Annotated in this window: 12 protein-coding genes and 1 pseudogene; 10 read left to right on the forward strand and 3 right to left on the reverse strand. The window is 47.1% G+C overall.

Features of this window, described 5'->3' with window-relative positions:
- The 5 genes from DFQ00_RS09295 to DFQ00_RS09315 all read left to right on the forward strand — a co-directional run bounded on the left by DFQ00_RS09295 (nucleotide 1) and on the right by DFQ00_RS09315 (nucleotide 5,202).
- Nucleotides 1-882 (forward strand): carbohydrate ABC transporter permease, encoded by an 882-nt coding sequence (locus DFQ00_RS09295; protein ID WP_110896192.1) that lies wholly within the window; start codon nucleotides 1-3, stop codon nucleotides 880-882.
- 149 nt (nucleotides 883-1,031) lie between these two features.
- Nucleotides 1,032-2,597 carry a spore germination protein gene (locus DFQ00_RS09300; RefSeq protein ID WP_244213751.1) on the forward strand — a complete coding sequence of 522 codons (1,566 nt, stop codon included), beginning with the start codon at nucleotides 1,032-1,034 and terminating at the stop codon, nucleotides 2,595-2,597.
- A gap of 33 nt (nucleotides 2,598-2,630) precedes the next feature.
- Nucleotides 2,631-3,746, forward strand: a complete 1,116-nt coding sequence (locus tag DFQ00_RS09305) for a GerAB/ArcD/ProY family transporter (RefSeq protein ID WP_110896193.1) — start codon at nucleotides 2,631-2,633, stop codon at nucleotides 3,744-3,746.
- Complete coding sequence (locus tag DFQ00_RS09310) at nucleotides 3,718-4,938, forward strand: Ger(x)C family spore germination protein (protein ID WP_110896194.1); 1,221 nt, start codon at nucleotides 3,718-3,720, stop codon at nucleotides 4,936-4,938. Before DFQ00_RS09305 ends, DFQ00_RS09310 begins: the two co-directional genes overlap by 29 nt.
- 21 nt (nucleotides 4,939-4,959) lie before the next feature.
- Complete coding sequence (locus DFQ00_RS09315; protein WP_146236140.1) at nucleotides 4,960-5,202, forward strand: hypothetical protein; 243 nt, start codon at nucleotides 4,960-4,962, stop codon at nucleotides 5,200-5,202.
- A gap of 7 nt (nucleotides 5,203-5,209) precedes the next feature.
- On the opposite strand, the gene DFQ00_RS09320 is transcribed toward DFQ00_RS09315, so the two are convergent.
- Together DFQ00_RS09320 and DFQ00_RS09325 are read right to left on the reverse strand one after the other, a co-directional pair.
- Nucleotides 5,210-6,298 (reverse strand): stalk domain-containing protein, encoded by a 1,089-nt coding sequence (locus DFQ00_RS09320; protein WP_244213752.1) that lies wholly within the window; start codon nucleotides 6,296-6,298, stop codon nucleotides 5,210-5,212.
- A gap of 91 nt (nucleotides 6,299-6,389) precedes the next feature.
- Nucleotides 6,390-6,815 carry a hypothetical protein gene (locus DFQ00_RS09325; protein ID WP_110896196.1) on the reverse strand — a complete coding sequence of 142 codons (426 nt, stop codon included), beginning with the start codon at nucleotides 6,813-6,815 and terminating at the stop codon, nucleotides 6,390-6,392.
- A 212-nt stretch (nucleotides 6,816-7,027) separates the two neighbouring features.
- Between DFQ00_RS09325 and DFQ00_RS09330 the strand changes: the two genes are divergently transcribed.
- The 5 genes and pseudogenes from DFQ00_RS09330 (at nucleotide 7,028) to murB (ending at nucleotide 10,508) form a co-directional block, all read left to right on the forward strand.
- Entirely contained in the window at nucleotides 7,028-7,336 is a 309-nt protein-coding gene (locus tag DFQ00_RS09330) for a hypothetical protein (protein ID WP_110896197.1), read from the forward strand.
- Nucleotides 7,337-7,444: 108 nt separating this feature from the next.
- A pseudogene (locus tag DFQ00_RS09335) lies at nucleotides 7,445-7,654 on the forward strand (serine hydrolase); the annotation flags it as partial.
- Between the two features lie 8 nt (nucleotides 7,655-7,662).
- Nucleotides 7,663-8,154, forward strand: a complete 492-nt coding sequence (locus DFQ00_RS09340; protein WP_110896198.1) for a hypothetical protein — start codon at nucleotides 7,663-7,665, stop codon at nucleotides 8,152-8,154.
- 168 nt (nucleotides 8,155-8,322) lie between these two features.
- A complete protein-coding gene (locus DFQ00_RS09345; RefSeq protein ID WP_425271012.1) occupies nucleotides 8,323-9,312 on the forward strand; it encodes an SDR family NAD(P)-dependent oxidoreductase in 990 nt (329 codons plus the stop codon).
- Nucleotides 9,313-9,614: 302 nt separating this feature from the next.
- A complete protein-coding gene (gene murB, locus DFQ00_RS09350) occupies nucleotides 9,615-10,508 on the forward strand; it encodes a UDP-N-acetylmuramate dehydrogenase (protein ID WP_110896199.1) in 894 nt (297 codons plus the stop codon).
- A 66-nt stretch (nucleotides 10,509-10,574) separates the two neighbouring features.
- Here murB and DFQ00_RS30310 read toward each other — a convergent pair whose 3' ends face one another.
- A complete protein-coding gene (locus DFQ00_RS30310; RefSeq protein WP_425271016.1) occupies nucleotides 10,575-10,682 on the reverse strand; it encodes an IS3 family transposase in 108 nt (35 codons plus the stop codon).
- Nucleotides 10,683-10,688: the final 6 nt, after the last annotated feature.

Here is a 10,688-nt window from a genome sequence, read left to right on the forward strand (position 1 = left end):
ATGCAAACTGCTAAGGTTGCCGGGCAGCGAGAGGCCGTGCTTCAACATCATGCTTTTCGCCAGCGGCTGACATTGGGGAAAATCCTCATTTATCTGTTTCTCATCGCCCTCGCTGTTTTGTGTGTGATTCCGTTCTACCTCATGCTGATCTATTCTACACATAACAATGCATCCATTGCCTCCAGCTTTACGTTTCTGCCAGGCACATTTCTGCTGGACAATTATGTGAATATGGCATCCAAAATCAATATCTGGCGCGGCTTCGCCAACAGCTTTTTTATCGCTGGCAGCTCAACGGTATTGTCGCTGTATATCGGGGCATTGACCGCCTATGGATTTGCCAAGTTTCATTTTAAAGGCCGCACCGGTCTGTTCCTGTTCCTGCTTGCAACCATGATGGTTCCGGGCCAGCTGGCACTCATCGGGGTCTATCGGCTATTCAGTACACTCGGCCTGCTCGACAGCTACGCGGCAATTATTTTACCTGCGGCGGCCAATGCATTTAATGTCTTTTTTATCAAGCAGTTTATGGAAAGCAGCATTCCTGACGAGATTATTGAGTCATCCCGGGTAGATGGTGCAAGTGAGTTCAGGACGTTTAACCAGATTGTGCTGCCCATCCTTGGGCCCGCCATCTCGGCACTCGGTATTTTTACGTTTATCGGATCATGGAATAATTTCCTGACCCCGCTCGTATTGTTTTTCTCGCTGGATAAATATCCGCTGCCGGTGCTGGTTGCACTTGTTCAGGGATATTATGGCATGGACTATGGCTTGTTATATCTCGGGGTGGCGATTTCTATTTTACCAATCATCGTTGTGTTCGCGGTTTTCTCGAAGCAAATTATCGGAAGTGTAGCTTTAGGTGCTGTTAAAGGTTAGCTTGATTACTCAGGTATATCAATATGCTTGAAGGGAGTCGCTCACGTGCGGCTCTTTTCGTCGTTTTACTGCATATTTCCGGCCCCGGAAGCAAATGATATCTTTTACTGAGAATCCTTGGACGATACGGAAGAAAGGGGGGAGAGCCCGTGAAAGGTGCGAATCAAAGCTCTAAGGCAGGTGCCAATCAAGCTTCGAAGCAAGCCTCGGACCAAGAGACGAAACAAGCATCAGACCAAAAGACGAAACAAACAACAGAGGGGAATGAAAAATTCAGCTCCTCCAACGAGGACAGCAAGCAAGGCAAGCAGGGAGATCAAGCGGCATATCTGGATCTGCCCTTGACAGGACATCTTGTACACGATGAAGAAACGCTGCGAGCTGTATTTGCTGATTGCTCGGATGTCATATTTCATTCCTTCGAGACGGCGGGTTTTACCCCGGCACTTTGCGTATATTGCTTTGGGCTCTGTGATGCAGAACGGTTGGAGCGACAGGTGTTAACCCCTATACAGGAGGTTGGCATTGAAGCCGCCCAGGTGCCGATGGCATCGGTTAAAACGGTAGAAACATCAACGCAGGCTGCCGAAGCGATACTGGAGGGAGAAGCGTTGTTATTGCTGGAGGGCTCCAATGTAGCTACAACGTACCCGCTCTACAAGGCGGCCAATCGTTCCACCGAGGAGCCTCTGGCGGAATCTACTGTACGTGGTGCCAGGGATGGCTTCACAGAATCGCTGGCAACCAATCTATCTCTGATTCGCAAACGGCTGAAAACACCTTCGCTGAAATTTCGAACACGCACGATAGGTGAACGCTCTAATACAAGTGTTACGCTGGCATATGTGGAAGGGGTTATTGATTTCAAGCTGGTCGAGGAAGTGGAAAAACGGCTCGATCAGCTTAGAGTTCGTGATGTTCTGGAAAGTCAGTACATTGAGGAGGACATTATTGATCAACGTCACTCCCCGTTTCCACAGATGATTGCCACGGAGAGGCCGGACGTCGTTGCCTCCAATTTGCTTGAAGGTCGGTTTGCCATTTTTGTTGATGGTACTCCATTTACGCTCATTGCCCCTGTGACGTTGTTTTCCATGCTGCAATCTCCTGAAGATTACTATCAATATGCACTGATGAGTGTGTTTCTGCGCTGGCTGAGATACTCATTTTATGTATTATCTTTATTGCTTCCGTCTGCTTATGTAGCGATAACGACGTATCATCAGGAGATGATTCCAACTGTACTGCTGCTCAGCATCGCCAAGGCGAGAGAGGAGATTCCTTTTCCCGCTTTAGTGGAGGCACTGATTATGGAGATCGCTTTTGAGGCGCTGCGTGAGGCTGGGGTTCGCTTGCCAAAGCAGGTCGGTTCTGCTGTCAGCATAGTTGGAGCTTTGATTATTGGTCAGGCAGCCACCACAGCAGGTATAGTATCGGCACCAATGATTATTATTGTGGCCATTACGGGAATTGCCTCCTTTATGATTCCACGTTACGCCGCCAGTATCGCTACTCGTTTGCTGCGGTTTCCGGTCATGATCCTGGCAGGAACACTGGGACTGACTGGTGTTATGCTGGGCATTATCGTCATCGTTATCCATCTCAGCAGCTTGCGCTCGTTTGGCACACCTTATCTGTCACCGCTTGCCCCGACGATGTCCAAGGAGGTCAAGGATGTATGGTGGCGTCCATCACCTTGGAACAAAACACGTTAATGTAGAACACAGGAATCAAAGGGAGGGGAAATCATGTTACCCGATCAAGGAAGGATATCTGTAACCCAACTGGCGTTCATGATTTTCCCGGCAATCCTTGCGACAGCGATTCTGTCTGTACCGGGAATCACGATGCATTACGCCGGTCATGATATGTGGATGACACCTGCATTGGGGTCCATACTCGGCATTGCCAGCATTGCTATATCGCTTGGATTGCACCGAATGTACCCGGGAAAAACACTGATTCAATCCAGTGTATTAATCACCGGTCGTATTCCCGGTAAGCTGCTGGGGCTGATATACATACTCTACATGCCTCATATCACAGGTATCATTGTCCGTGAGTATGGCGAATTCATCTCGAACAATGCGCTGCCACGCACTCCGATGTTTGTAATCATGGGTACGATGATTCTCGTATGCGCAATCAATGTTAGACTCGGAATTGAAGTGGTGGGAAGGACTGCACAAGTTTTTGTTACGTTGGTCATCGTTCTTTTGGCATTAATCTTTGTGTTATTAATCGGTGAACTGAATCCTGCCCAGCTTTTTCCCTTTATGGAAAATGGCCCACTCCCCGTCCTTGAAGGAGCTATGGCGCCGGGGGCATGGTTCAGTGAATATATCGTCATTGCTTTCCTAATGCCTTACGTGAATCGGAAAAAAAGAACAGTGCGCATTCTTTTCGGTTCTCTAGTTCTGACAACGATAGCGATGACAGTCACCAATGTGTTCTGTCTTTTTTTGATCGGGGATTTGACGGATACATTTGTTTTCCCGGTTATGATTGCTGCCAGATATATTACAATAGCAGATTTCTTGCAGCATATCGAATCCATTATTATTGCCATATGGATTTTTGGCATCTTTGTGAAAATATCGGTGTTTCTATATATATCGGTTACTTCAACCGCGGAGTGGTTCGCCATAAAAGATTATAAACCGCTGGTATGGCCTCTGTCCTTTATGTCCTTAATTTTTGCTTATTGGGTGTCTACGGAAGGCTCGGGTTTATCCAGCCTGATTACAGCATCTGCCAATCTCTATACGATCTGTATACTGCTGGTGCTGCCCGGCCTCACTTACGGTATTGCATGGTTGAAGAAGGGGTGGTCGCATGTTCGGCAGAAACACGCGAAGAACTAGTCCAACGGGTAGAGCAGCACGAATGCTGCACATTTGCATCACATCTGTCATTGTCTGCACGTTATTAAGTGGCTGTTGGGACCGCATCGAGATTAATGATCTGGCGATTGTGCTGGCAACAGGAGTCGATTATCGAGACGATAAAGTGGAGCTTACCGCTCAGATTTTCGTTCCCCGCAAAGCTGGTGGGGGCGATAGTACAGGAGGCGGGGGCTCACCAAGTGGGGTGACATTAATTCGCACAGCTGATGGTCAGAATATCGCCGAGGCATTGAATCGTCTGCAGCGCAAGGTCCCGCGGAATATGTTCTGGGGGCACTGTGAAGTGATCGTCATTAATGAGGATGCGGGCAAACATGGAATTCGGGAGTATATTGACTTTTTTCTGCGATACCCGCAGATCAGGGAGCATGCTTATGTATTTTCCACAACAGAGTCGGCCAAAGGAATACTGGCCTTGCTAGATCCGTTGGAGAGAAGCTCTGCTGAATCCTTGCGTGAGATGGCTAATTTAAGGCTGGGTACACGAACAACGGTGCTGGATTTGGCAAAATCCATTGAAGGGCCCAGCGAATCGGTCATTTTATCGCGTATGCTGACATTGCCACCGTTAGATGAAAAGGACAAACTCGCAACGACACCTTACATTAAAGGATTAAGCCTGTATAAGAAAGATCGTTATGTTCGCACAATAACAGAGCCGTTAACCGTCGGTGTGCTGTTGCTTGCCAAAGATCTTAACAACATTATCATGCCCGTGGAATTCCGATCCTCCAAAGGTTCTTTTTCTATCCAGCCACTAGATATTAAAACAAATTTAAAACCGAAAATCTCAGGCGGACATTGGCGAATGCTGGTTGATATTGAGACCCAGGGAGAAGTGGTGCTGAATACAACGGACGGTGACCTGACAGACCCTTCTATTCTGAAAGAGCTGGAGAAGGAGTGGGGCAAAAAGCTTCAGGAGCTGGCTCAGGCTGCGTTGCAGCTGTCACAGCAGGAGATGCGGACAGACTTGTACCATTTCGCTGTTGAATTTCGCAGATTCTATCCGCAGCAATGGAAAAAGCAGGAGAAGAACTGGGACAAAATTTACCCTGATCTTGATGTGCAGATTCAGGTAAAGGCCAAAGTAGTGCGCTCAGGAAAGTCAACTGGACCACAGGGCATTCCTGATGAAAATGAAAAATAAGGACATTTCAATGAAGTGTAGATGGGAAAGGCAGGGAGTGGCATGATTTTGTTTAGCTCGGTCTTGGGAGTGATGCTGGTGGCAGCAACCATCATATATGTCGAATGGAAAAGTAGTAAAGAGAACAAGGTCAGGTGGATTACAGCAGGTATTACAGCAATCAGCGCAGTTATTGGTATCCTGCTGCTCTTTAATCCACGTTTGCCGGGACCGAGTGCAGTAGTCAAGCTGTTATTTGGTGGTGTGGACAAGATGATGAAATAGAAAAATACTACATGCAAAAGAGAATCACACGTTCGTAGCGACGATCGTAACGTTTGGCAAGTCCAAGCTTGTCATTCACGGAAGAAGATGTTTCACTGTTCAAATTGATACCGAGCAGCAGCTTCTCTTTCGGTGCACCTGCCTGCAGCGCAAGCTGAATGGCTTGATCGACCAGACTGTTCGGTTCAGGCACTTGAGCTTTGGTCCCCACAGGATTGTATTGATACGCCATAATGATAAGGTCGTCTGCGATGGAAGCAAGTGTTTTGTACTCGTATCCTTTATAAGCACTATTAAGCGGAGGAAGGGCCAGGGAAATGGTAATGTTGGACGGAAGCACCTCTCTGAGCTGCTTTACATATTGATTAAGCAACTGCTGCTGCTTGGATGCATCCAGCTTGAAGCCAAGTCCCTCAAAATCAAGCACCACACCGCCAAAGCCATACTCCTGTACAGCTGCTTGAATGCCATCCAACGATTTTTGTCGTAACGTGCTGTCACTCAGCATTTTCGTTAATTCGCCGCTTCCATCGAGACCATAAACCATCAGGCTCGGCTGAATTTGCTGTTCAGCGGCACCAGCTACGATAGATTGAGGTGTGACCTCACCAGCAGCGGGCGGAATCTGATATTCTTTGCCTTCCAGTGTAAACTGTTCCTCCCGATCAATCCGGCTCCAGCCAAAAGCAACCGAATTCATGGAGGGTAACAGATCAATCTCGTGATATGATTTCACGGCATAGAATGCTCTAAGGTGCATCTCCCGCTGAGGTGACACCATAGAGACCGTTCGTGTAGACTGATTCCATCCAGTACGTACACCGAACTGGCTGCTAAACGAGCTGAGCGGAATGAGCACACGACCCTCACGCTGCACAGGGGCAGCAGCAAGCTGCACGCTGGCACCATTTACAGCGGCTGTTTTACTTCCCACCTGAAGCACAACCTCCGTTGTTTTCCCTCTGGACGTACTCACTGCAGTTACCGTCTGTTTTTTGCTATCCCAGCTGATCTCAATGCCGAGAGCTTCTCCGACAGTGCGGAATGGAACATAGGTTACCCCCTGATCAATACGTGGCGCAGCATCGAACTTCAACGTACTTGATCCAGTTGAACGGAAATGGCGGGAGCAGCAAGAAGTTTATCGGCAGGGGTGCGAGGAAGTATAGAGGGGTCATAACCCAAGCTTAATCTGAAACGATAAATCCATTAAAATTTTCGGGACCTACCCGGATGGTACCAAGCAGATTGGTACTGATAAATGCAGTATAGGTTAGCTGTGGAGCAATAGGGGGATTATAGTCAGTGGTAGAAAACATGATAACCTCCGGCACAAGTAATCCATCCAGGCCATACGTGTGATTGGCGGAATAAATGAGAGGATCGGTTGCGGCAGTCCCTCGTACAATCGTAATTCGGACTTGAAAAAGAGCGCGTGGAAGCTCGACTGTAATCGTACCTTCCAGAGAAACTCTCGGATTGGAACCTGAGCCCGCAGTCAATAGCCCGATCTGTGCAAATAATGTAGGTGTATTGATGACTGGAATAGGAGTGGCGATGGAATTAAATGTATCTGCATTTACTGACATTCTCTCATCAAGAAACTTGGTCATGTGACATTCCCTCCTTATCAATGAGATAACATACTATATTCAATGTGAGCACGTTCGTATGGACGAGCGCTCATTATGATGCAAATTGGGAGATTCAAGTTACAAATAAACAATCATGATCTGTGCTTTGACATAGGCTGAACGAAATGAGAAAATACGTTGTTATGAAATGAAGCAGAGAACACAAAAAATGAAGTTGGGGGAATAACAAAATGAATCAACGCTTTAAAATAACCAGATCAATGCAGGAAAACAATGCGGAACAACAAATCTCTCTGGAAGAATGCAAAGCTTACTTTGCCTCCAAGCCGGAATTCACTTATTCGACAGTACTTCATATTGTTGGAGCGGAGAGTACGATGACCATTGAAGGGGATTTCTTTATGTGGGAGCATGAAGGACAACAATATCCGTTCCGATTATATATGGGGGAGTTATACGTTGCTATTTCGAATGAGGCCATCGTTCCGGTGATGGTGGAAGCAGCATCGCATCTGCATGCAGATATCGTGGAGGGGTAGTCAGGTGGTGTAATGGATCAAGTAAGTTACAAACCAACCTTAGCGCTGGTTCAACAAAAGTATCAGAAGTAAACATCATGCTCAATTGGTGAAATGAGACTAAAGTTCCAAATGTTAATGAATCATTCATCGGGGTTATATGGTTCGCACTATGGAAACAGCATACTCTTTGATGATGAAGATACACGTAATCATGATGAATTACTGATCAAACTTCAGGCCGAACGTCTTAAATCCAAGCCTGGTGAATACTCGGTCTATTGTAATGACGGCTTTCAATTGCTGGAGATTCTGGTCGAGCGCGTGAGTGGGCTAAGTAGGCATCATTGATAACATTACACCGGATCCGCACCTTCTTTGCGCCAGTTCAAACCGAGATGCCTGCCGAGCTGAAAGATTACTCCGGTTTGTATGGGAACGTTGGTGCAACCATGGAAATCAATATTCAGAATGGAATTGTGAAGGTGAGCTTTGTGAAAGAACGCAATGCCAAAACCTATGTGAAGGTTCAAGGATATCTTAGCTTGCCGGGACTGGGACAGATGGGGATGAGTACGTATGATTATCAGAAGCTGGAGCATAACAAACTGGATGCGGTCACGCAAGAGAAGGGGTCTGCACGGAACGGTTTGCAATATTTTGCGCTGGACGAAAAAATCCCATCGCTCTTCTATCTTGTCCCATCGCAGCTGATTAAAAGCTTCAAGGTCAGGTGCTGCAGTTCTCCATCGCAACTGGTGAACAGACAACCAGGCTTCCGAAGAACGAATTTATCGTTTTTGGTGGTAACGTCGGTGATGTCTTCCAGATTCATCTGAAGTAGAGTAAAGCTGCCGTAATGGCGGCTTTTTTCGTCGTTCGCTCTTAACGGGCATCATTTGACTTCGAGTTTACTCTAAGGTGTAGACTGTTTATATTAGTCCCAACCGGGATCAATACTATAAAGCAATTACCGTTACTAATGAGAGTATAAGGAGCTAAATTGAATGGATATGAATAAAAATACAACAGCATTACAGCAAAAAATGAATTCAGGTTTTGATAAGAGCAGTACAGCGGATGAGGTTTTACATGGGCTGGATCTGTCTGGACGTCTTGCGGTTGTGACTGGAGGATATTCCGGTCTGGGGCTGGAGACAACTCGTGCACTGGTTCGTGCGGGCGCACAGGTTGTTGTAACAGCACGCAGACCTGAGGTTGCGCGGGAAGCCTTGATGGATGTGCAAAATGTGGAGGTAGATGAGCTTGATCTTGCCGATCTGTCCAGTGTACGTGCATTTGCCGAGCGATTTCTGGCAAGCGAACGCAGCATCGACATGTTGATTCTGAATGCAGGCATTATGGCTTGCCCGGAGACACGAGTGGGTCCAGGGTGGGAAGCACAATTTGCAACGAATCATCTGGGTCATTTTGCCTTGACCAATCTGTTATGGCCTGCTCTGATTAGTGAGGGTGGAGCGCGTGTCGTGTCTCTTTCCTCTACAGGACACCATTTCTCGCCGATTCGCTGGCATGATATGCATTTTGAGCAGGGATACGAGAAGTTCCCGGCCTATGGCCAGTCCAAAACAGCCGTCAGCTTGTTCACGGTGGAGCTGGACAGACTTGGGAAGCAGCATGGAGTTCGTGCATTTGCGGTTCATCCGGGTGGCATTATAACGCCATTACAGCGCCATATGCCTAAAGAGGAGATGGTTGCTCTCGGTTGGATTGATGAAGCTGGCAACGTAGCGAACCCGGCCTTTAAATCACCTGAACAAGGGGCGGCTACTCAAGTATGGGCGGCAACGTCGCCCAAGCTTGAAGGCATGGGCGGTGTGTACTGTGAAGATTGTGATATCAGTGAAGTCGCTCCCGAGGGCGGTGCGTTTTACGGTGTGAAGCCATACGCCATTGATCCAGAGCAAGCTACCCGGTTATGGGCGCTATCAGCGGAATTGACCCATACGAATATTCCAGTCGATGGCCAGAAATGAACCTGGCTCTTGTTTATAAGGTAGAGGATTTCAAGAATATGTGGTAAGATGTTTAAGCGCTGCGGGTGATAAATCCGCAGCGCTATTGCTTTTTTTATGCCTGACGATCTGAAAGTTTTGTTCATTTGTAATTTAACGTGTACTTGAGTACCTATTCAGCAAACAGGCGAATATCATTATATTAACCGATTGAATTTCATCGGTCTGTACAGGGAATTATGAGGATAGATTGTCATCGGAGTGTGTTTCGATTTACAATGTAGGAATCATGTTCTTTTTGAAGAACGCAGGGAGAGAAAATCATGAACATTTTTGAGAATCACATACCTAAAGAAAAAGTGAAATTTAATGAACCTTTAAAAAATCATACGTTTATTCAAATTGGAGGCAAAGCGGACATTCTCGTGCATCCGACTACGGTAGAGGAGATCACCAAAGTAGTAGAGATTGCGAACAGCCATCAGCTGCCGCTGACCGTCATTGGCAAAGGCTCTAACGTAATTATCAAGGATGGGGGCATTCGGGGTGTAACGATCTCGTTAAGCCACTTTGATCAGATCAAGGTAGACGAAACGCGTATTATAGCACAGAGCGGATCGGATATTATTGATGTGTCCCGAGCAGCTTTGGCACATAGCCTGACCGGGCTGGAGTTTGCTTGCGGCATTCCTGGCAGTACCGGTGGCGCGCTGTACATGAATGCCGGCGCGTATGGCGGCCAAATTGCTGATGTGATAGAACAGGCAACAGTCATTACTCGTGAAGGCAAGGTTGTCGTTATCCCGCGTGAAGAGATGAAGCTGAGTTACCGCAACAGCCTCTTCAAGATGGATCATTATATTATACTCGATGCTGAATTTACACTTCGCCAAGGTGACAAGCAGGAAATCGCGAGCAAGATGGAAGAATTGACATTTCTCAGGGAATCGAAGCAGCCACTGGAATATCCGTCTTGTGGAAGTGTATTCAAACGCCCGGAGGGGTACTTTGCCGGTAAGCTGATTCAGGATTGTAACTTGCAGGGCACTCGCATCGGTGGGGCTGAAATTTCGATGAAGCATGCAGGCTTTATTGTGAATGTCGATCATGCAACAGCCAAGGATTATGAGGACCTGATTCAGTTTATTCAAAAAAAGGTCTGGGATACGTTCCAGGTGGAATTGGAAACCGAGGTGATCTTCCTCGGAGAATATTAAGATAATTATTCAGCAGAAAAGCCGCCTAGTGGTCATACCCCTGTCAAGTAGACAGATGAAAAAAAGCTATGCTGCCAGCGCGCAACGATATTCAATCGGTGCGCGCTGTTTGAGTTTGGCTTGAAAGCGTCGGTAGTTGTAATTGTACACGTAATCCTCCACGGCTTGTCGAATCTCGGC

This window comes from Paenibacillus barcinonensis (assembly GCF_003217495.1).
GTDB lineage: Bacteria > Bacillota > Bacilli > Paenibacillales > Paenibacillaceae > Paenibacillus > Paenibacillus barcinonensis.

Coding starts and splice junctions, on each gene's coding strand:
- DFQ00_RS09295 (WP_110896192.1), top strand. CDS start 1: ATGCAAACTGCTAAGGTTGCCGGGCAGCGAGAGGCCGTGCTTCAACAT.
- DFQ00_RS09305 (WP_110896193.1), top strand. CDS start 2,631: ATGTTACCCGATCAAGGAAGGATATCTGTAACCCAACTGGCGTTCATG.
- DFQ00_RS09310 (WP_110896194.1), top strand. CDS start 3,718: ATGTTCGGCAGAAACACGCGAAGAACTAGTCCAACGGGTAGAGCAGCA.
- DFQ00_RS09315 (WP_146236140.1), top strand. CDS start 4,960: ATGGGAAAGGCAGGGAGTGGCATGATTTTGTTTAGCTCGGTCTTGGGA.
- DFQ00_RS09325 (WP_110896196.1), bottom strand. CDS start 6,815: ATGACCAAGTTTCTTGATGAGAGAATGTCAGTAAATGCAGATACATTT.
- DFQ00_RS09330 (WP_110896197.1), top strand. CDS start 7,028: ATGAATCAACGCTTTAAAATAACCAGATCAATGCAGGAAAACAATGCG.
- DFQ00_RS09345 (WP_425271012.1), top strand. CDS start 8,323: ATGGATATGAATAAAAATACAACAGCATTACAGCAAAAAATGAATTCA.
- murB (WP_110896199.1), top strand. CDS start 9,615: ATGAACATTTTTGAGAATCACATACCTAAAGAAAAAGTGAAATTTAAT.